We start from the raw sequence: 22495 nt of genomic DNA on the forward strand, positions 1-22495 counted from the left end.
TGTGGATTGAAATTTGTTCAATCTAGGGGGGATTTAATCGCGGCGCGAGGTTTGTAACCTAGCGGGCTCGATAACTGCTCCTGCGTTATTCTACTGGCTCACATCCATGTGAGAATAAGTAAAAACCGAGCAACAAAGAGTCAATCGCCCCTAGGAAGAACCCTTTGGGCAGCGCATGTTTGGCATTTATACTGCGTTATTGCCTATTTATGGGGAGCAACCACACACCATAGGCGCTGCCTTGTCTAAATACCAAACAGTCTGCTGCAAAATCAATCACGAAAGGTCAACACGCCCTTATGATGAATTTATTATAATTTAATTAGCAAAAAAACCAGTGTGTTTTAAAATTAGTATTATACTTTTCTAATAATAGAAGTAAATTTGGAACGCTATGCTTAATAATTACTCAGTACGAACCCGATTAGGAGTACTGGCAATACTGCCAGTACTGATATTTATTTTAACGGCTGTATTTTCTATAAATACAATGGGAAGCTTAGTTGTAGGAATAGATGATTTATACGAAGACAGGGTTGTTCCACTTAAGCAAATAAAGAATGTGTCAGATAATTATGCTGTGAATATTGTTGACTTATTTCATAAGTATAGAGCAGGAAATATTCCAAAGCCTGACTTTTTGAGTGCAGTGAACGATGCAAAAAATACTGCAGATAGCGAATGGCAAGCATATCTTAGTACTAACTTAACGGATGAAGAGCGGCGCTTAGTGAGTGTCGTAGAAAACAAACTTTTGCCTGTTCAAGCACACCTGAAAAACCTACTCGATAGTATTACAAACGAAGAATTCCAATCTGTGTCTCAGCAACAATTTGTGAGTGATCTCTATAATGTATTTGACCCTTTGAGTACAAGTTATCAAGCCTTAATAGAATTACAATTACACGAGGCCAATAGCTTCAAAGAGCAAGCAAATGACAGCTATGAAGTGACGAGCTTAATAATGGAAGTGTCAGTTGTATTACTTGTATTGATTTTATTGACGATTGCCTATTTTATATACCGATCAATTCATAATCCACTTATGTCATTACGTAACACAATATCTGAAATTGCAAATGATGCAGATCTGAGATTACGAGCTAATGTTCAGGGTGAAGATGAAATTGCTGAAACCGCAACACATTTTAATAACATGGTGGCAAGAATTCATACGTTAGTAACGGACGTTTCGGGCGCAACAATGACATTATCGTCTGCTGCTGAACAAATGAACTCGATTAGCGATCAAGTAGCGACGACAGCAACAGAGCAAGAGCAACAATCAGCGATGATAGCAACCGCGATCACGCAAATGAGTAGTGCGATTGAGCAGGTGGCTCAAAATGCACTTGCAACATCTGATAAAGCTACAAACGCAGACACTAAAGCACAACAAGGACAACAAGCAGTTGCAGATAACATAGAATCAATAAAAACGTTGTCACATTTAGTCAATGATAATACTCAACTTATAAATGAATTAAATACGCAAACAAACGATATTAATCAAGTTGTTATGATGATTCAAGGCGTCGCAGAACAAACTAATTTATTAGCCCTTAACGCAGCAATTGAAGCTGCACGAGCGGGGGATTCAGGACGAGGCTTTGCTGTTGTTGCGGATGAAGTAAGGCAGCTTGCCCATAACACCCAAAAGGCAACAGCAAGTATCAATGAAATGATCACTAAATTACAGGAAATGGCGCAACAAGCCGCTGCGTCGATGGGAAATGCTGAAAGCAGTGCCCAAGAAAGTGTTGACCATGCACAGTATTCGTCTCAAGTATTAAGTGAGATAAATCAAGAGGTCACTCAAATTGCAGATATGAATACCCAAGTGTCAACAGCGACAGAAGAGCAAAAAATGGTTGCGCATGAGCTAAGTAGTAATATTAATGAGTTCAGCGCAAGTATTTTGTCTGTTAGTGAAAGTTCACAGCAAAATGCGCAAGCATCTCAGGAGTTAGCAATATTGGCAGCGACGTTACAGCAGCAAGTAAATGAATTTAAAATATAGTAGACCTAAACTTAAACATAAAATCTAATATTACCTCGATAGAGTACCAAGTACACGGTTGTGTATTTGGTACTAAAACTACTTAGAACGTCACTTAATTGATAATATTCCCCGGATTTTGTTGCTAACAAAGAGTTTGGTTTTTAAGTGACTAAAATACGGCTTAAGTAATTTTGACCAGCATTAAAGCCCATCAAATAACCATCAGCTAATTTCTTTGTGTTAGTGGTTGTACGACCAACTTTGAAGTTTTTAGGTGGTGCAATGATGTTTATTTTACAGTTAGCTGGCGGGTTGTGAATAAAGTCGATACTGGCATTGTAGTTTTCAGTGCGTGCTAACGTAGCGCGAATAAGTGCAGGGTAATCTTTGTAAATATGTTTTGTAAGCCAAGGTGTTTTATTTGGTTTTTTTCGATAGCCAAGCGGTTGAGAAAGTATCACGGTTACTTCATTAGCACCCATTTCATACGCTTTACGAATAGGAATTGAATCGGCAACTCCACCGTCGGTCATCTTTAATCCACCAATAGACGGAAAATCTCGATAGGCAATTGGAATAGCGCATGATGCTTTAAGTTGTTGTTCTAATTGCTTAGCTGTGGCTTTTAAATATTGGGCTTCGCCATTTTCAATTGCAGTGGCGACAATGTAAAAATCACATGATTGATTATGAAACGTTGTTAAATCAAGGCGAATATCTTTAATAGTCTGTTGCCATAACCAATCTAAATCGAACAAGTGCCCGCCACGAATAAATCGTGATAAATTTATAAATTCAGGCCTGCAAGAGTAATCGGTAATTACTTTATGATTTCGCTTGGGTTGTTTACACAAATAAGCGGCGATGTTGGTTGCGCCTGCAGACACACCAAAACAGCGGTTAAAAGGTTGATATTGGGCAGTCAAAAAAGCATCAAGTACACCCGTGGCAAATATCCCACGCATAGCGCCACCTTCAACAACTAAAGCATGAGATGAATGATTCATAGCGTTACTCTCTTTTTAGAATAACGCTATGCTAACAATTTCATTGTTAATTCGCGAGGGAGAATGTGAGTTTACCTGCAGTAATTAATCACTTTGTAGGGCTTCGATAGGATCAAGCTGTGACGCTTTAATTGCAGGGTATACGCCAAATATAAGCCCTACTAATGCACAAATACTAAAAGACAATACAATAGCGGTCATGGACCAAGATACAGCCCACTGAGAATAGATTGAAATAATTTCAGATAAACCAATACCAAAGACAACGCCTAATAAACCACCCAAAATAGAAATAGTGAAGCTTTCAGCAATAAATTGTATGCGGATATCTTTTTGTGTCGCGCCGATAGCACGTAATAAACCAATTTCTTTGGTACGCTCAAGTACAGTTGCCAGCATAATATTCATAATACCAATCCCTCCAACGAGCAATGAAATACCTGCAACGCACGACATTACGATATTAAATATTTGTTGGGTTTGTTTTTGCTGTGCTAATAAAGCGGCTGGAATGACTAATTCAAAATCATCAATATCACTGTGACGATTTTGCAGCAGATGTTCTAATGCTTGGGCTGCGATAATGGGGTCTACAGACTTATCAATCGCCAGTTTTAAGCTGGTTACTTCACTATCGAGTAAACCGCTTTCAAAGCGGTGTAGCGCCGTGCTTAGAGGGATAAACACTTGATTTTGTTCATTGCCTAGTTTCACACCTTGAAACTCTTTCTTTTTTAAATAGGGGGATTGTAAAATGCCAATGACTTTAAACCAGAGGTGATTGATTTTAATTTGTTGCCCAAGGGCGTCACCTAATGGAAAAAGTTGTTTGGCGGTATTTGCGCCTAACATAGCCACTTGTGCAAACTGTTGTTGATCGTTTTGATTTAAAACACGACCGGAAAAAATTTGGAAGTGTGATAATTCAAAAAAGTTTGCACTAACACCAACAGCGGACGCATCGCTTTTATTGTATTGACTAAAAATATGGTATGTCTCAATTGTTTTTTGCGCCGCATAATCAGTGATGAAAGGCAGTGACGCATGAGCGACTTGAGCATCTCGAAGGTTCAAACCAGCGGAGTGTTTACGTTGTTCTTTTAATTCCTTTTCATCAAATTCTTTTGCGTTAACAATTAAGTTATACAAGCCCATAGAGTCAATCATTTTCATTGCTTCTTGCTCTGCACCTTCACCAATATTGAGCATCGCAATAACGGCACCCACACCAAAAATCATTCCTAATAGAGTCAGCAAGGTACGTAATTTATGCTGCGCAAGCTCTAACGTGGTGTCGATAAATAAACTCAAATATTTCATTGGGCGTCCTTCATATTAATTAAGGAGATCACATTACCAGAGGCGACACCTTCAACTATTTCAACGTGGCTTAAATTATGTTTGCCTAATTTTACAGTGGTTTTAATAAACTCATTGTGTACTTCGGTGTAAACATAATGGGCATTTTGTTCAGTAAATACGCTTTGTTTTGGTACTATTAAGCGTTCGCTTTCTGGGGTAACCAAAATATGTGCGTTGAGTTTCAAACCTGGTCGTAATGCAGCGCTTTGTTCATTAATATTTGCTTTTAATTCGTAATATTTTTGTGGATCGCCACGTTTAATAGACTTTGGAAAAGGAGACACTTCAATTAATTCACCGCTAAATTGTTGATCAGGTAAAGCGATAAGCTTAAACGTTAGAGTTTGACCCACTGCTAAATCAATGGCCTCACGCTCAGATACATAAAGGATTAGTTGCATTTGGCTGACATCGGGTAACGCTGCAATCTTTTGCCCTGGCCATAGCGTTTCACCAGCTCGGGGTTTTTCACCACGCCAATTAGTGTCATGGGTTAGTAAGCCATCATGGGGGGCAACTATTTCAAGTTGTGATAAGTTAGTATTTAAAGATGCTAATTTTTGTTGATGTTGATCTTTTCTCATTTTTAACAGCATTAATTCGCCAGTTGCGCCTTGTTCAAAGCGTTCGACCTGCCAGTCATAGTAATTATGTTTTGCATTTAAAAACTCAACATTTTGTTGTGACTCTAAGATCTCTAGCTTGGAGATAATGCGTTCATCTTCGATTGAATAGTCTTCGGCAAACTGTTTTTCTTCACTAACCAATACAATGTCATGATTTAAAATTGTTTTATCTTTTTCTATTGCGCCTGATTTTTGCGTTAAGTCTTCATCAGCCATGGCGGTTTGATTTGTAATTTTTTGACTTTGACGGCGCATTTTCTCCCCATCAAAACGCGCAATCACTTCGCCTTTTTTGACTTGGCTATACTCAGGCATTAACCACGCTAAAGTTTGCGGTCCTTGACTTGATGCAGGGGCAACTATAAGGGTTTCGTTTGCAGCAACTAAATGGCCCTTGGCTTCAACTTCGGTTTTAAAGCTATGTGTGCTGACGGTATAAGTCAGCTCATTTTGAACTTTATTTTCTTTAGAACAACCACTTAATATAAGCGCAGTGGTAATTAAGCTCAATACAAAACGGATTTTCATAATTTCACCTCATCACCTTGTTGTAAACCGCTTTTAATCACGGCGAGATTATCAGTGAAATGACTAATCTCTATCAATTGTTTATTATTCTCCGTAGTCTCAACAAAGGGTCCTTGTAAATCATACTGTAAGCTAGCTAAAGGGATACTTAAAGCCTGCGCAAGTAATGCGGTGGTTATCTCTAAGCGTGCTGTTAGGCCTGGTCTAATTGCGCTAATATCAAGGTTATCAATACTGATAATTGCATCTACAATACGGCGTTTATCTTGGTATGATTTTTCTCTAAACACACGGCCTAAGCTTTTTACCTTTCCTGAAACAACTAACTCAGTACTACCATCAATGGTAATTTTAACCGTTTGCCCGGGCGTTATTTTACCGCTATCGGGCTCATCGATTTGTGCTTTTACTTGCATATTCTCCAGCACAGCAAGTTCCATAACCGGTTGGCCAAATTGTACGCTTTCACCTATGGATGATTTTTCACCTTGGTAATTGGTTTTGTAAATTACTAGGCCATCTATCGGGGCTTTTACTTTAAGGCGATCAATATCTTGTAAATATCCGTCCACTTCGCTCTGTAGCCGAGCAACCTTGCTCTTTGCCATTTTTAGATTTAACTCTTTGCTTTGTTGTTGAAAGGTTTGTTTACTTTTAGCAAGGGTTAAGTCATTGTTTGCAATTGTAAAATCAATTTGTGATTTTTTACGGTCAACTTCAGAACGAGAATGATCGACAATATCTGCTTTGCGTTTAGCTTTATCATAATTCATTTTCATCTCAGCTACGGAGAGTGTTAACTCTTGTTCTTTGATGAGTTCTTTATTTTGGGCATTTTCTAGCTGTTTTTTTGCCCGAAGTAACTCTGATTGTTTTTCAATTAGTTTATCTCGAACTTGTTTGTCGTCGAACGAGACAATGACTTCACCTTGCTTAACGTGTGTATTTTCAGGTTTCATCGTTTTAATTTGGTATTGCCACATACGGGCGACAGACGGCGGGGCAATGATTGCTGTTGTTGAAGATTCCAACTCTCCGTTAGCATTGACGGTAATAGCAATGTCACTGCTTTTAACAACATGGGTTTGTTGGCTCTCGTCATTGCATGCGCTTAATACACACACAAACATGATTACTGTACATACTAATAAGGCTTTATTCCTCATCTGTATCTGCTCCTATTGTTAGCTTTGCGCTCATACCTGGCAACAGATTTAATGCAACAGCGCTAAAATTAAAACGAGTTCTAAAATAAGCGTCTTTTCCCCATTGTAAGCGTTCTTCTGGTTGAGTTGAGACTTCGCTTAGCGTAGCGCTTAGTGGCTGTTGTAAATAGGCGTCAAATAGTAACTGTGCCTGTTGTCCGAGCTTTAACTGATGGTAATCAATTTCATGTACCCATGCTTCAATATAAAGCTCACTCATGGCTGGTATTTCGGCAATTTTCCAACCCGGTTGCGCAGTCATACCTACAAACGCTTTTTCGCCATTCCACGGGTGGTTGGCATATAATACGGGCCCCGTTCGCAGAGCTTGAATACTCATACTAGCAAGCTGATTTTTGTTATATTCAAGATTAGTTTTTAATTGTTCAATAGTTAGTAATTGTTTGTTATAAGCAACGTTATTCTCTGTTTTTACTTGCAACAGTTCTTCAGATGCTTTTTGTTTATTAATTAAAGCCTTCTCAAATTCAAGCTGATTTTTTTGATAGTCATAAGTACTTAAATTAACTTGAGGAATAGCAGCATCAATACGCGCACGTTCTAATAAAAGCTCAGAGCGCTTAAAGTTAAACTCAGCTTCAATTTGATTTTCTTTATTACTGGTGGTGATCCTAATAAGCTCTTCTTGTGCGGCTTCAAGGTTAACTTCATCTTGCTCTATTTCAGTTGCAATTGTGCCGCTATCAAATACTACAACGGTATCACCTTTTTGCGCTATTTCGCCTTCCTCCATCATCCATTGGACTTGCACACGCCATGTATCTGACTTGGGAGCGTAGAATATTTGATTTTCACTGGCTTTTAGTTCGCCACTGAGCAATAAGCTTTGGGCAAAAGTTGAAAATGACAAACTACTAAAAAGTAAGATAAGGCTGGTTTTAATCAATTTATTTTTTAACATCCGCTGTCCTCAATCACTACACCATCTTTCATTCGAATTACGCGTTTAGCGTAAGCTGCAATATCTTCTTCATGTGTCACCATGACTAAGGTGTGTCCTTGCTGGTGGAGCGAGCACAGTAACTCCATTATTTCATGGGATGTTTTGCTATCGAGGTTACCGGTAGGTTCATCTGCAAAAATTACTTGCGGGTTATTCACTAATGCTCTGGCAATGGCAACGCGCTGACGTTGCCCCCCTGACATTTCAAATGGTTTATGGTGCGCACGATTTTGTAAACCAACCTTATCAAGCATCGCCATTGCGCGATCACTGGCTTGTTGTTTTGGCATATCGGTATAGCGCAGTGGTAGGGCAACATTTTCTTGTGCGCTTAGTCGTGTTAACAAGTGAAAGGTTTGAAATATAAAGCCAATTTTCTTATTGCGAATAGCAGAAAGGCTCTCGTCATGTACCTCTTTTATACTTTCATCAGAAAGTAAATAATTGCCAGAAGTTGGCGTGTCGAGACACCCTAAAATATTCATTAAAGTAGACTTTCCTGAGCCGGATGCGCCCATCACCGCGACAAATTCACCTTCTTTAATATGTAACGATACGTTATCTAATGCAATTACTTGCGTTTCACCTGCACCATAAGTACGGCAAAGATTTTCGACCCTGATCATATGCTGACTTTTATTTTTATAATTATGGCTAATTAAACTAACGGGAAAAGGTAACAGGAACAAGCAAAAGATTTTTTGCTTTATTGAATAAAATTAAGCTACCGTTAAAGATAAAACCCGGTTAACAAATTTGTATCTTTTTATGTTTATTATATTAACTCTGAGTGGGCTTAATTGATTTTTGATAGATTAAAGCGCTTAATTGCTTTGATTTTTGAAATAAAAAGAAATGTTTTTTGTTACAAAAAATATATAAGACATGAGAGGCAAATAACGTGAAATAGCTTCACGTTATTTGATTTTTATTGAGATAACTAAAGCGTTTCAACCCACATTACACCAACTTCTTTTTTTACTACTTTAACATGCGTACCAGCGGATAGTGGTTGGTGACTTTTTAGCTTCCAGCTGATCCCAGAGTATGAATGTGTACTAAGACCCTGCTCATCAACATGGCTATTAAGTATAAAATCGAGCTCAGCAAAATCACTTTTAACTTCTTTAGTGTCTACATTTTCTTGCATGCGCTTAAGAGGTTTCCACAGTAAAGCAGCCAGTGCCGCTGTTACAAGGGTATTACTCCACAATGCAGTCGTTAATGAATTATCCAATATTGAAAAATTCATCATCAAACCGGTTGCAAACAACGACATGCCTAAAAATAATAATATAAAAGTCGACATTCCTAATACAGCAACCTCAATAATGAGAGCTGCAATGCCTAAAATCATCAGCACTTCAGGTAAATTATTAGTAATGAGATCCATGATTATCCCCTTAGTCGTTTAGCTTTTTTGTTTAGTATTTAACGTATTAATAATCGACATTGCTTGTGCCACCATTGAGCTGGCATCAGTCCCGTTATCTGGTAGTAAAACAACTGAAGATTCTTTAGCAATAGCTTGTTTAGCGGCAATTGCTTTTGACGCAAGATCTAATTGAATTGCTTTTTGCCCTTGTTCAGTATCAGCAGCTTCACCGACTTTACGTAATGCATCTGCTTGTGCTTCTGCAACGGCAATAATCGCTTTAGCTTCACCTTCAGCGCGCAGTATTTGTTCTGCTTTTTCAGCTTCGGCAGCTAATACTTGGGCTTGCTTTTTACCTTCGGCAACATTGATGTTAGCTTGGCGATCACCTTCTGATTCTAAAATCTGTGCACGTTTAACACGCTCGGCCTTCATTTGCGCTTCCATCGCTTCCATTACAGATTGCGGTGGCACAATGTCTTTAATCTCGTACCGTAATACTTGAATACCCCACGGCTCAGCCGCTTGGTTAATTGCGCTTACGATATTGGTATTGAGTAGATCACGTTCTTCAAAGGTTTTATCAAGTTCCATTTTACCAAGCTCTGAACGCATGGTTGTTTGCGAAAGTTGAGTGACAGCAAATACATAATCGTCAACACCGTAAGTGGCGCGGTATGGGTCAAGTACCCTAAAGTATAAAACACCATCAACAATCAATGAAATGTTGTCTTTAGTGATAGCTGATTGAGAAGGCACATCTTGTGCTTGTTCTTTTAAGCTGCGATCTGCGGCAATACGATCAATAAATGGGATAATAAAGTTTAATCCGGCTTCTTTAGTTGATTGATATTTACCAAAACGTTCGATTAACCAAGCACGGTTTTGTGGTACAAACTTAACACTGCTTTTAAGCAGCACTAATACAAAAATGAGTAAAAACGCTTCAACAGTAAACAGCATGTTGAATATTTGCGCAATTGGGTCCATGTATACTCTCCTTAGATTTTTTATTAGACTAGAGCAATGATTATGCGTGTAAATATGATGAGATACGAGCTTTAATGAAAACAAACACAACTTTTTTACAAAATGTAAAACAGCAAGCGACAGCGAAACCTGCATCAGAATTAGAACGTTTATGGCAGCGAATAGATAAGCACACCAGGCGTAACGCAAACTTTGAGATTAAAAAAAGTACGCTATTCAATCAGTTTAAAGAGCAAGTGGAGCCTCACGAGCACCACCAAGCCCGTATGATGGCAGAGCAAATTATTCATCTGAGTAAATTTATTCAGCGTAAAAGCCTGACGATTGAGCAGCGCAATGAGCTTGTAGATTGGATAAACGAAGATTTAGAATACTTATCAGGGCACCCATTTATTGGTGAGTTGGAAATTGAAAAAGTAACGCAAATCTTTCAATCGCATTTAAGCAAGCACAATCACGATACAGTTAATGCAATTGATTCATCCCAGTTGAATCTTTTACGAACTATGCTCCAACAAGATTTCCCCGGTTTAGAGTTAACAGATGAAGACTTGAGAGAAATTGCCGTCAATCCCCAAAAACTTTATCAGCATCTTGATGAACAAGGCTTTGGTGAGGATGAAGAAAGCGACGACGATGCATTTAATCCAGGCAATGCACATGCAGAACAAGATGAAGACTGGGATGATTTTTTTGATCAATTCGAACGATTCGACCGCGATGAAATTAAACAACAAAAGACGGATGCAAAATTAGAAAAGCTATTTAAAAGCTCGCAACTAAACAAAATGTATAAACGTTTAGCAGCAAAACTTCACCCGGACAAAGAGCCTGATCCAACCAAAAAGGCTGAAAAGCACGAACTTATGCAGCAACTAGGGCAGGCCCGTAAAGCAAAAGATGGCTTTACCTTATTGCAGTTATACATAACTCATTTTGATGACGACGTAGATTTTGATGAAGAAACTAAAGCTAACTTAATTCCGCTACTGCAAAATAAAATAGTTGAGTTAAATAAACTGCACCGCCAGCAAAAAGAAGGCAATGATCCGCCTTCACTCGTATGGCGTAAATTTAATGGTCGTAGTAAAGCGCAAATTAAACATAATTTTACTAATCATATCGCTGCTTTAAATAGTGAGTGTGAAGAAATATCCGAGCGTTTAGGATACTGCACCACAGTAAAACTACTTAAAGAAGAGCTAAATGATCGGATTAATAATAAACGCCATATGCCTATGTCTTTTGACGATGCACTAGAAAGCATGTTTAATTTTTGATTTAAAACAAGCTAGGGCATGTTTATCTTTCGAGGTTAAATTTGCAGCAGTGTGTTTGGTATTTAGGCAAGGCAGAGCCTATGGTGTGTGGTTGTTCCCCATAAGTAGGCGATAACGCAGCATAAATGCCAAACACGCGCTGCCCTTCGGGGTTCTTCCTAGGGGCGTGAGCAGGACGCGGAAGCTTTGCTCGATTTTTACTTAGCCCACCAGGTTACAAATCTCGCGCCGCGATTAAATCGCCCCTTGTTGGAACAAATTTTAATCCTGAAAGGTCAACACGCCCTTAAAAGCAGAAAAGGAATTCTGCTTGTAATCAATAATTTTTCTGATAACTTAAATTAGTCACAGTAAAAGTGCAGGGAACGCATGACACCACAATTCGACTATATAACCCGTAGACGCTTTAATTTTATTGAACTTATTATTCATTGGGAAGGGCGGTTAACCACAAATCATTTGCAGCGGCATTTTCTCTTACTTTCGGAGTCGGTTTGAATGGATGACTTCAATCTCTGTAATTTAAATACAAAAGCAACACTGCAGGTTGCGATTGCCCACCCAAGCTTTACTGATCTTGCCCATCAGTCAGTGTGCACGCATTTATTTTCCGTCAGTAAAATCGCGGAAAATATCGCTAAAAAGTTTAATTGCGAAGATGCTGCTGCATTAATTGGTCTATTACATGATTTTGGCAAATACAGTGGTGCATTTCAGCGCTATATGCAGATCATCATTAATGAACTGTTAGGCCATTATGACCCTGATTTAGATGGTGCAAGCGCAAAACAATTAAAAGGTTCTATTGACCATTCAACGGCGGGAGCACAGTGGATCACTAAGGAGTTACAAGGGCATTTACTACCGGTTTGTAAAGATGATCCTAGTATACAAATATATGCATTGGCTATTTTGCAAATACTTAGTTTATGCGTAGTTTCGCATCATAGTGGTTTAATAAATAATTTGCCTGAGCCGACAGGCGGCTTTACAAAAAGAATGTTGAAAAGTGAAGATGAAGCGCATTTTACTGAGTGCGTAAAAAATGCAGATGTAACTGTTATTGAAAAAGCGCAGCAAATAGCAACAAAGCAATTTTTGCTTAACAGCAGCATCCACTTAAAAACATTACTTGGCGCTTATAGTTTAAGCGCTGTAGAGCATGATTTTTATTTAGGGATGTACACTAAATTGCTGTTTAGCAGTTTGATAGACGCAGACAGAATTGATAGTGCTGATTTTGAAAACCCAGCTAATAAACCTGAACGTAATCAAGTTGCTGATTGGGGAAATGCTTGCAAAAAAATTGAGGGTTTTATAGCACAATTTTCATCCAAAGGGCCCATTGATGGTGTACGTGCAGATATATCAAATAATTGTTATGCCCGTGCATGTGAACCACAAGGTATATATAGCCTAACAGTGCCTACTGGGGGCGGTAAAACATATGCCAGCCTTCGCTTTGCTTTACACCATGCTAAAAAACATAACCTTGATCGCATTATATACATTATTCCTTTTACCTCTATCATCGAACAAAATGCCGATGCAATACGCAAGGTGCTTGATGATGAAAATAAGCAAAGTTGGGTATTAGAGCATCACTCAAACTTAGAGCCTGAATTACAAACTTGGCGCTCAAAGTTAGCTGCCCAAAATTGGGATCGTCCAATTGTGCTAACGACCATGGTGCAGTTTTTAGAAAGTACATTTGGCAGTGGTACACGAGGGGCAAGGAGACTTCACCAAATGAGTAATGCAGTCTTGGTATTTGATGAAATACAAACTTTACCTATTCGCTGTGTGCACTTATTTAATAACACCATAAATTACTTAACTCGTTTTTGTAAAACAACTGCAGTGATGTGTACGGCTACTCAGCCTTTACTTCACCAGCTCCCAAATGAGAAAGCAATGTTAGGGCAATTAGCGTTAACGCTGTCCAACGAATTAACCCCAGATATTACATCACTTTATAATTTACTTGAACGTGTACAAGTAAAAAACTTAATCCGTGATGATGGCTGGTGTGAGAGCGACTTAACAGAGTTAATAATTGAACAACTTCTCTCCGTGCCAAGTTGCCTTGTTATTGTTAATACTAAAGACTGGGCAAAACGCCTTTTTATAGCATTACAAATGCAAGTCGATGAGCAAATCAGTGTGTATCACTTGAGCACCGGCATGTGTGCCGCACATAGAAAAACTATGCTAGCTGATGTCAAAGCAAGGCTGGCAAATGGTTTACCAACGCTATGCATCAGCACCCAATTAATTGAAGCCGGTGTTGATGTCGACTTTTCCTCTGTGGTGCGCTTTATGGCTGGGCTTGATTCAATCGCTCAAGCTGCAGGACGCTGTAATCGTCATGGCTTACGCGAAAACGCCAAAATGATTGTGGTAAATCCGGATAAAGAGAATATCGGCATGCTACACGATATTAAACTCGGGATTGGCGCAACGAAACGTATATTTGATGAGTTTGACGAGACACAATTACTTTCTCCTCAAGCAATGACTCGTTACTTTGAATATTACTTTTATGAACGTGCAGGTGAGATGCCATACAACATCACAAAATCAGGGTTTACCAAAGGCACACAAACATTGTTAGACCTTTTAAGCCGTAATAAAAACAATATTAGTGACTCACCATTTCCTTTAAAACATGCGTTTATGGATGCCGCAAAAGCATTCAAAGCAATTGATGCACCAAGTAATTCAGTTATCGTACCTTATAACGACGAAGCTAAAACCATCATTACCGAATTGTGCGCGCTCGATACCCGCTTTAATGCTGCTGAATACCGAGTACTATTAAAACGCAGTCAAAAATACAGCGTTAATTTATTTCCAAATGTATGGGCTAAGCTGGTGGATATACAGGCTGTTTATACAATAGGTAATGATGAGCAAGTGTATTATCTGTTAGACGAGTTTTATAGTAATTACTTTGGTTTAAGTACAGAAACAAGTAACACACAAGAACATTTTATTTTATAAGGGACAAGCAAAGCTGCTTGTAACAACAAGGAGAACTGAGTGAAAAATAGCATTAGCTTTCGATTATGGGGAAGGTATGCATTATTTACCGATCCAATCACTAAAGTGGGTTGTGAAAAGTGCTCATACCATATACCCACTTACGAGGCTATAAAAGGTGTACTTAAATCCATTTATTGGAAACCCACCTTAATATGGCATGTTGATAAAGTAAGGGTAATAAAACCGTTACGAACACACACAAAGGGCACCAAGCCACTAAATTGGGGCGGCGGCAATACGCTCGCATTCTATACCTTTTTACATGAGGTGGAATACCAAATTGAAGCACATTTTGAGTGGAACGAACATCGCCCAGAACTTGCAGCGGATAGAGTTGACGGTAAGCATTTTTCAATAGCAAAACGTATGATCGAAAAAGGTGGTCGCCAAGATATATTTTTAGGTACTCGAGATTGCCAGGGATATGTTGAACCCTGTGTATTTGGTGATGGGGAAGGTGCATACGATCAGATTGACGAACTTGGCTTTGGCTTAATGTTTCATAGTTTTGGTTACCCAGATGAAACGGGAAACAATGAGTTAATTAGTCGGTTTTGGCATGCACACATGAAATATGGCGTAATCGAATACCCTAAAACGCAGGCGTGCCCTATAACGCGGTTTGTCAAAGAAATGCAAGCAAAGCAGTTTGACTTAGATCAGAACTTGCAACCAGTCATGCAGCTGGAGGCACAATTATGAGTTGGCTTACAAAACTCTATGAAACCTATGAACAGGCAAAAATACGCTACGATGATTTACCTATTGATCAGCAAGTAATGCCAATCAGCCATACACTGCAAAATGCACATGTGCATGTAGTAATTAACGATAAAGGTGAATTTTTAAGAGCACAAGTGTTAGAAAAAACGCAAGTAGTATTACCTGCCACAGAGCAATCAGCAGGTAGAAGTAGCGGCTTATGTGCACATGCTTTAGCCGACAAGATACAATATGTAGCTGGGGATTACGCTGCATTTGGTGGCATAAAAAAGCCGGGTTTTGATTTGTATTTAACCCAGTTACGTAATTGGGTTGCATCCGATTTTAAACATAGCGCAGTGCAAGCAATACTTAATTATGTTGAAAAAGGCCAATTAGTTAAAGATTTGATTACTGCAAAAATAATGTATGCTCATGATAATCAACTTTTAACAATGTGGCTGGATGATGGGGAAGCACCTGCATTATTTAAAGTGCTACCAAAAGAAAAAGGTCAACTCGATCAAGGCTCAGCGCTTGTATGTTGGAGTGTTGAAACCAAAGGCATCGCGCAAAGCAAAACATGGTTGGATGAGACAATCCAACAATCCTGGATTGACTATGAGAGTCAAAAAAGTGATGAAAAAGCATTGTGTTTTGTTACTGGAAATGAACAAGTTATTGCGACTAATCACCCTGCGAAAATTCGCCACAGTGGTGATAAAGCAAAGCTAATTTCAGCAAATGATACCAGCGGTTTTACGTTTAGAGGAAAATTTTTAACCGTTAATGATGCTGCTAATGTTAGTTTTGAAGTGACCCAAAAAGCACATAATGCATTGCGTTGGCTGTTAGCCAAGCAAGGCTATAGAACAGGCGAACAGGTTTACCTTGCATGGGCTGTATCAGGAAAAGAAACGCCTGCTCCTACAGAATTAGACTTTATGAATTTATTTGCCAATTCAGAGGAAGTTGATCATCAAAAAAACTTAGGAGAGAGTTACGCCGACCAGTTAAACCGCTATTTCTCAGGCATGATTGGCCATAATAAATCAGGAGCCGATGAAAAATTGGAAGCCAACGAGCAAATTGCATTACTAGGTTTAGATTCAGCAACACCAGGGCGAATGGGCATTATTTATTACCGAGAAACCATTGCTCAAGAATTTATTGATCAGCTCCATAATTGGCAATTGGACTTAGGCTGGTGGCAGCGTGTGAAAAAGAATGAAAAGGCCACGTGGTTGCCGTGTGCACCGAGTTTATACAAAGTACTCGATGGCGTATATGGCGATGTTTTAAAGTCATCTGACACACTAAAAAAGAATCTTGTCGCACGGCTTTACCCCTGTATTGTTGAAGGGCAACCCATTCCTATCGACATTGTAAATAATGCTTTTCAGCGGGCAACTAATCGTGTTGCTTATAAATCAGATCAAACTTGGCTGTGGTTACAAAACCTAGGTATTGCGTGCGCGTTGTACAAAGGGTATTGCAAGCGTACAGCAAATCTAATACATAAAAAGGACTATAACATGGCATTACAAGAGACTTATGCCTCACGTGATTATTTATTTGGCAGATTGTTAGCGACAGCAAATAAAATTGAACAAGTGGCACTTTCGATTGGCGAAGGTAATAGGCTTACCACAGCAGAGCGTTATATGAACCGTTTTGTAAGTAAACCAGCTGCTACATGGTTAACTATTTCAACTGCTTTACAGCCATATCAGCAACGATTACATAGTCGTTATCGTGGTTACGATATTGCAACAAAACAATTAATTGCAAAGATCACCGATATGTTTGAAATCGATGAATTCACATCAGATAAAAAACTATCACCGGAATTTTTACTTGGTTTTCACAGCCAAATGTTGTGGTTAGAACAGCATAAAGTAGTTGAAGGACAGTGGGTAAATAAAGCTGACTCTGAATTATTAGCAGAAGAACAACCAACACAAATTTTATAAAAGGATTATCTAATGAGTTTATCTAATAAAATCGACTTCGCAATTATTTTTAAAGTACAAAATGCTAATCCCAATGGCGATCCTTTAAATGGCAATCGCCCACGCACAGATTACGATGGCTTTGGTGAAATTACCGATGTGTGTTTAAAGCGTAAAATCCGTGATCGCTTACAAGAATCAGATGAAAGCATTTTTGTTCAATCAGATGAGAAAAAAAACGATGGCATGACAAGTCTTCGTAATCGAGCTGAATCAGATGATTTTGGACTTGGTAAAGACACCTTTAATAGCAAAAAAACGCCAGTGGATGAAGCTGCCAAAAAGTGCTGTGAAAAGTGGCTTGATGTACGTGCTTTCGGACAAGTGTTCGCGTTTAAAGGTGCTAACAAAGACGGCGTTTCTATTCCTATCCGTGGGCCTGTGACGATTCAAAGTGCATTTAGTTTAGAGCCTGTAAGTATCACGAGTACTCAAATCACCAAAAGTGTGAGTGGTGAAGGCGATGGCAGTAAAAAATCATCAGATACCATGGGAATGAAACACCGCGTTGATAGTGCAATATACGTTACTTTTGGCGCAATGACGCCACAGCTCGCAGAAAAAACAACATTCAGTGATGAAGATGCTACAAAAATAAAAGAAGTACTTACTAAGCTGTTTGAAGGTGATGCATCATCAGCACGTCCAGAAGGTTCTATGGCAGTTTCACATTTAATATGGTGGCAACATAACTCTAAGTCAGGGCAATACTCATCTGCTAAAGTACATCAAACATTACGCGACCATATTCAACAAGGTTTACCGCTGGATACATCAGCATTAAATGACTCATTAAAACCAGCGCTACCTGACCTTGATACTCAGGTAATAGAAGGGTTCTAAAATATGCATGAGGCCCGCTTGATTTCTATTTCGGCCCTACAACATTATCTATTTTGTCAGCGTCAATGTGCGCTGATCCATTTAGAGCAAGTATGGCAAGAAAACTTTTTAACGGCGCATGGTCGCCAATTACACGAAAGGGTAGATCACGGTGGGCCTGAAACACGCAAAGGCATAAGATTTGAAAGAGGAGTAACGGTCAATGCACCGAAATTGGGGTTAACGGGAAAACTTGATTTATTAGAATACCAAGCGTCAAATAATCAATTTACACCCGTTGAATATAAACGCGGCAAGCCTAAAGCCAGTAACATCGACAAAGTACAGCTGTGTGCACAGGTATTATGTATAGAAGAAATGCAAAGTGTAGAAGTTCAACACGGTGCGCTGTGGTATTGGCAAACACGTAAACGTCTTACTGTAGACATTGATGAAGCATTACGTTTGCAAACCAAAACGCTGATTTCAGATATTCAAACCATGTTTTATAGTGCTAAAACACCACCCCCAATATTTGGCAAGCATTGCAAAGCATGTTCTTTAAATGAAATCTGCCAACCCGAGCTCATAACTAAAGACAGCTCATCGCGTTTTATTACGGGTTTATTTAACATGGATGATGAATGAAAAAATTACAAAATTGTTTATACATCACAAAGGATGGGGCTTATTTGCATAAGCAACGAGACACCTTGTTGATAGAGCAAAAAATCGCCGGTAAAAAAGAGAAATTATTACAAATCCCCATCCACTCTATCGGTAGTATATTTTGCTTTGGCAATATCATGGTATCACCACAACTACTTGGGTTTTGTGGTGAGAGTGGTACACACTTAGCTTTTTTTGATATGCATGGAAAGTTTTTGGCAAATGTTGTCGGCAAACAAATGGGAAATGTATTACTCAGACGCCAACAATTTAGTATTCAAAATGAACAGGCGCTCTATATTGCTAAAACTTGTGTAGGGGCTAAAATTCGCTCATCTCGGGTATTATTAATGCGACATAGGCGAAATCATGGTGACTCAGTAAAATTAACCAAAGCAATAGACCGACTTAAACAAATCATTGCTCAGTTACCCCACACAAATGAATACCAAACGGTATTAGGGCTAGAAGGCGAAGCCGCATCGCATTATTTTGCAGTGTTTGGCGAACTAATAAAGTCAAATAAAGAGAATGTACTATTTAAAAGCCGCAGCCGTAGGCCTCCCAAAGATCCAGTTAATGCCGTACTTTCACTACTTTACTCAGTACTTGGGCAGGAAATAAGTGGCGCATTACAAGGTGTAGGTCTTGATCCTCAAATTGGCTTTTTACATAAAGAACGACCTGGACGCAACAGTTTAGCATTAGACTTACTTGAAGAATTTCGAGCGAGCATTGTCGATAGCATCACCATTAAGTTATTCAACAATAAGCAACTTAGTAGCAAAGATTTTACTCAAGATGCCGTAGGCGGTTTTACACTCAAAGATGATGCAAGGCGATTGGTCTTTCAGGCTTATCAAGAAAAAAAGCAAGAAGAAATAACGCACCCTTTTTTAGGCGAAAAAATACAAGTTGGGCTCCTACCTCACGTACAAGCTATGTTGCTTGCACGTCATATTCGTGGTGATTTGGCTAAGTACCCAGCTTATTATGTGCAAAAATAATCACTCAGATAAATTCATTTATAAGGAAATAGTACAATGATGATATTAGTAACTTACGATGTTTCTTTTGAAAATGAAGGCGGAGAAAAGCGCTTACGTAATTTAGCTAAAGTGTGCTTAGACTATGGTATGCGAGTTCAATACTCTGTTTTTGAATGTGAGGTTGACTCAACGCAATGGCTTATTTTCAAAGAAAAGCTACTTTCAATCTACGATCCTGATGTTGACAGCCTAAGGTTTTATAAATTAGGTAAAAGTTGGCAAAATAAAGTCGAGCATTATGGTGCAAAAGTAGCTATAGATATTTTTAGAGATACATTAATTTTATAAACCTGCGCTACCCCCTTTGTTCTCATTAAAAAGTGGGGGCCTTAGCGATTATTTAAGCTCTTTGAAAACAAGGAATTTATTATAAGTAACATAGTAATGATTGTTTTATTACTATGTTACCTATGCGGTTAGCGACATATTATTAATTATGCTAGGCTAGCTATGCCTTTTATTTAAGGCAGTCGCGCCTCACGCAGGCGCGTGGATTGAAACATATAGATCAAGGGGCAAATCAAAGCGAGTATGAGTCGCGCCTCACGCAGGCGCGTGGATTGAAACCAAGCTCAGAATTAATACTATTAACTAAAGATGAGTCGCGCCTCACGCAGGCGCGTGGATTGAAACTTGTATTACGGGGTATAACTCCTATCTAAACCTGTCGCGCCTCACGCAGGCGCGTGGATTGAAACTAGTAGTGACTCTAGATTAAAACGCTTAATAAAGTCGCGCCTCACGCAGGCGCGTGGATTGAAACAATAATAACGCTGTCTAAATCAAGACCCCAAACGTCGCGCCTCACGCAGGCGCGTGGATTGAAACAGATGTAACTTGTGTTTTGTTTTCTCTGTTTGCGTCGCGCCTCACGCAGGCGCGTGGATTGAAACCTGCTGATGACGGCGCACCGGACATAGATATAAAGTCGCGCCTCACGCAGGCGCGTGGATTGAAACAGGCCCTTGTCGCACGTTACGTCTTGAGGTTTTTGTCGCGCCTCACGCAGGCGCGTGGATTGAAACCTTTAGGAGTTAAGTTTTGCCCATAGTTCGGACGACGTCGCGCCTCACGCAGGCGCGTGGATTGAAACAGCCTCTTTTTGTTTAGCTAAAAACTCAGGCGGTGTCGCGCCTCACGCAGGCGCGTGGATTGAAACATAGCTTTTGCCACCACCCGTTTTACCTGATATGTCGCGCCTCACGCAGGCGCGTGGATTGAAACAGCGCAACCGAAATCCATTGCCCCTCCCAAGTTGTCGCGCCTCACGCAGGCGCGTGGATTGAAACTTTTAAATCTGCCAGCGCTACATGGTTCGAAGTGTCGCGCCTCACGCAGGCGCGTGGATTGAAACCATTGGATGCCAACAGGCGCACTCGTTTTAATTGGTCGCGCCTCACGCAGGCGCGTGGATTGAAACTGCTTTTGTGCAATCAACCATTACCCCTGTGGCTGTCGCGCCTCACGCAGGCGCGTGGATTGAAACTCAGTTAGACGAGATAACACATCAATTACAGCGGTCGCGCCTCACGCAGGCGCGTGGATTGAAACTATTGGTGCCTACGAAGATCAAATTAATGTTATGGTCGCGCCTCACGCAGGCGCGTGGATTGAAACGAGCGACGAAGTCGCGAGCTTGGACTTGTGTCATTGTCGCGCCTCACGCAGGCGCGTGGATTGAAACGTGATTACTGCTAACATCGTGCAACTCAAAAGGGAGTCGCGCCTCACGCAGGCGCGTGGATTGAAACATACTGGGCGCTATTTGCAACAGCATAGCGTAAAGGTCGCGCCTCACGCAGGCGCGTGGATTGAAACCATTTAACTGCAATAAAGCAGCTTCACAGTTTGGTCGCGCCTCACGCAGGCGCGTGGATTGAAACAAAAAGGTAATGTATCTTACGTCCCAACAAAAAGTCGCGCCTCACGCAGGCGCGTGGATTGAAACATCATCTGTTGAATTTGAGTGTACACATTACAACGTCGCGCCTCACGCAGGCGCGTGGATTGAAACGGCCACCATTCGCACCAAAGTGCTTATCTACCCAGTCGCGCCTCACGCAGGCGCGTGGATTGAAACATTTAAACGACTCCACAAGAATTTTGTAAAGTGGTCGCGCCTCACGCAGGCGCGTGGATTGAAACGAGATAGCGTAATGGCATCACCTAGCAACCACCAGTCGCGCCTCACGCAGGCGCGTGGATTGAAACAGGCGCTTGTCGCTCGTTATGTTCTGAGGTTTTTGTCGCGCCTCACGCAGGCGCGTGGATTGAAACTAGGCCGCCGTAACGGCCAATTTTAAAGCTGGATGTCGCGCCTCACGCAGGCGCGTGGATTGAAACAAAGAATACCCGCGCGAGTCTGTTTATTTTGCATGTCGCGCCTCACGCAGGCGCGTGGATTGATGCTTTTCGTTCACTGCCGCACAGGCAGCTTAGGTGACGATGGACCGAAACGATTTACCGAATAAACAGTGCAGCCTGAGGAAGTGAGGTCATGGATGACCGATGTAACCAAGCTCCATGGATGGATTATAAATCGCTAGCTTAGCGTGATCATTCGGGGCCTCTCGCGCTAAAGCACGACCTACGGTACTGGTATTTAGGTGATGGATGACCGATGTAACCAAGCTCCATGGATGGATTATAAATCGCTAGCTTAGCGTGATCATTCGGGGTTTCTCGCGCTAAAGCACGACCTACGGTACTGGTATTTAGGTGATGAGTGATCGATGTAACCAAGCTCCATGGATGGATTATAAATCGCTAGCTTAGCGTGATCATTCGGGGCCTCTCGCGCTAAAGCACGACCTACGGTACTGGTATTTAGGTGATGGATGACCGATGTAACCAAGCT

At 40.3% G+C, this 22495-nt stretch carries 19 protein-coding genes and 1 CRISPR repeat array; of the genes, 10 read left to right on the forward strand and 9 right to left on the reverse strand.

All coding sequences use genetic code 11. The features are described from left to right. Positions 1-394: 394 nt before the first annotated feature. Entirely contained in the window at positions 395-2020 is a 1626-nt protein-coding gene (locus HJP15_RS20125; RefSeq protein ID WP_170174477.1) for a methyl-accepting chemotaxis protein, read from the forward strand. A 143-nt stretch (positions 2021-2163) separates the two neighbouring features. Here HJP15_RS20125 and HJP15_RS20130 read toward each other — a convergent pair whose 3' ends face one another. The 8 genes from HJP15_RS20130 to HJP15_RS20165 form a co-directional block, all read right to left on the reverse strand. After that, positions 2164-3009: a patatin-like phospholipase family protein gene (locus tag HJP15_RS20130; protein ID WP_054205026.1), complete on the reverse strand. Its 846-nt coding sequence runs from the start codon at positions 3007-3009 to the stop codon at positions 2164-2166. An 84-nt stretch (positions 3010-3093) separates the two neighbouring features. Beyond that, entirely contained in the window at positions 3094-4329 is a 1236-nt protein-coding gene (locus tag HJP15_RS20135) for an ABC transporter permease (protein WP_169327453.1), read from the reverse strand. Then, a complete protein-coding gene (locus tag HJP15_RS20140; RefSeq protein ID WP_054453982.1) occupies positions 4326-5525 on the reverse strand; it encodes an efflux RND transporter periplasmic adaptor subunit in 1200 nt (399 codons plus the stop codon). The genes HJP15_RS20135 and HJP15_RS20140 overlap by 4 nt, the downstream gene beginning before the upstream one ends. Next, entirely contained in the window at positions 5522-6691 is a 1170-nt protein-coding gene (locus HJP15_RS20145; RefSeq protein WP_054205023.1) for an efflux RND transporter periplasmic adaptor subunit, read from the reverse strand. Before HJP15_RS20145 ends, HJP15_RS20140 begins: the two co-directional genes overlap by 4 nt. Further along, positions 6681-7652, reverse strand: a complete 972-nt coding sequence (locus tag HJP15_RS20150) for an HlyD family secretion protein (RefSeq protein WP_170174478.1) — start codon at positions 7650-7652, stop codon at positions 6681-6683. The genes HJP15_RS20145 and HJP15_RS20150 overlap by 11 nt, the downstream gene beginning before the upstream one ends. Next, complete coding sequence (locus HJP15_RS20155) at positions 7646-8320, reverse strand: ABC transporter ATP-binding protein (protein ID WP_054205021.1); 675 nt, start codon at positions 8318-8320, stop codon at positions 7646-7648. The genes HJP15_RS20150 and HJP15_RS20155 overlap by 7 nt, the downstream gene beginning before the upstream one ends. 314 nt (positions 8321-8634) lie before the next feature. After that, positions 8635-9087 (reverse strand): NfeD family protein, encoded by a 453-nt coding sequence (locus HJP15_RS20160; protein ID WP_170174479.1) that lies wholly within the window; start codon positions 9085-9087, stop codon positions 8635-8637. Positions 9088-9105: 18 nt separating this feature from the next. Beyond that, entirely contained in the window at positions 9106-10059 is a 954-nt protein-coding gene (locus HJP15_RS20165; protein WP_054205019.1) for an SPFH domain-containing protein, read from the reverse strand. Positions 10060-10133: 74 nt separating this feature from the next. Between HJP15_RS20165 and HJP15_RS20170 the strand changes: the two genes are divergently transcribed. From HJP15_RS20170 to cas2, 9 genes are all read left to right on the forward strand, one after another. Further along, positions 10134-11339: a J domain-containing protein gene (locus HJP15_RS20170; protein ID WP_170174480.1), complete on the forward strand. Its 1206-nt coding sequence runs from the start codon at positions 10134-10136 to the stop codon at positions 11337-11339. Positions 11340-11708: 369 nt separating this feature from the next. Then, positions 11709-11837, forward strand: a complete 129-nt coding sequence (locus HJP15_RS22450) for a BrxR family helix-turn-helix transcriptional regulator (RefSeq protein WP_502707001.1) — start codon at positions 11709-11711, stop codon at positions 11835-11837. Beyond that, positions 11838-14342 (forward strand): CRISPR-associated helicase Cas3', encoded by a 2505-nt coding sequence (cas3, locus tag HJP15_RS20175; protein WP_170174481.1) that lies wholly within the window; start codon positions 11838-11840, stop codon positions 14340-14342. A 39-nt stretch (positions 14343-14381) separates the two neighbouring features. Beyond that, on the forward strand, positions 14382-15086 hold the full coding sequence (gene cas5c / locus HJP15_RS20180) for a type I-C CRISPR-associated protein Cas5c (protein ID WP_170174482.1): 705 nt from the start codon (positions 14382-14384) through the stop codon (positions 15084-15086). Further along, entirely contained in the window at positions 15083-17059 is a 1977-nt protein-coding gene (gene cas8c / locus HJP15_RS20185; RefSeq protein WP_170174483.1) for a type I-C CRISPR-associated protein Cas8c/Csd1, read from the forward strand. Before cas5c ends, cas8c begins: the two co-directional genes overlap by 4 nt. Before the next feature lie 12 nt (positions 17060-17071). After that, entirely contained in the window at positions 17072-17941 is an 870-nt protein-coding gene (gene cas7c / locus HJP15_RS20190; protein ID WP_170174484.1) for a type I-C CRISPR-associated protein Cas7/Csd2, read from the forward strand. A 3-nt stretch (positions 17942-17944) separates the two neighbouring features. Next, positions 17945-18568 (forward strand): CRISPR-associated protein Cas4, encoded by a 624-nt coding sequence (gene cas4 / locus HJP15_RS20195; RefSeq protein ID WP_170174485.1) that lies wholly within the window; start codon positions 17945-17947, stop codon positions 18566-18568. Then, a complete protein-coding gene (gene cas1c, locus HJP15_RS20200) occupies positions 18565-19596 on the forward strand; it encodes a type I-C CRISPR-associated endonuclease Cas1c (protein WP_170174486.1) in 1032 nt (343 codons plus the stop codon). The genes cas4 and cas1c overlap by 4 nt, the downstream gene beginning before the upstream one ends. 36 nt (positions 19597-19632) lie before the next feature. Beyond that, a complete protein-coding gene (gene cas2, locus HJP15_RS20205) occupies positions 19633-19926 on the forward strand; it encodes a CRISPR-associated endonuclease Cas2 (protein WP_170174487.1) in 294 nt (97 codons plus the stop codon). Positions 19927-20107: 181 nt separating this feature from the next. Continuing rightward, positions 20108-22047: direct repeats of the CRISPR family, unit length 32 nt; unit sequence GTCGCGCCTCACGCAGGCGCGTGGATTGAAAC. Between the two features lie 259 nt (positions 22048-22306). Here the strand turns inward: cas2 and HJP15_RS21750 are convergent. Continuing rightward, positions 22307-22495: hypothetical protein (locus HJP15_RS21750; RefSeq protein ID WP_212760715.1), on the reverse strand; the 189-nt coding region annotated here is incomplete at its 5' end.

It is taken from the genome of Pseudoalteromonas sp. NEC-BIFX-2020_002 (assembly GCF_013002825.1).
In the GTDB taxonomy this organism is placed as follows: Bacteria; Pseudomonadota; Gammaproteobacteria; order Enterobacterales; family Alteromonadaceae; genus Pseudoalteromonas; species Pseudoalteromonas neustonica.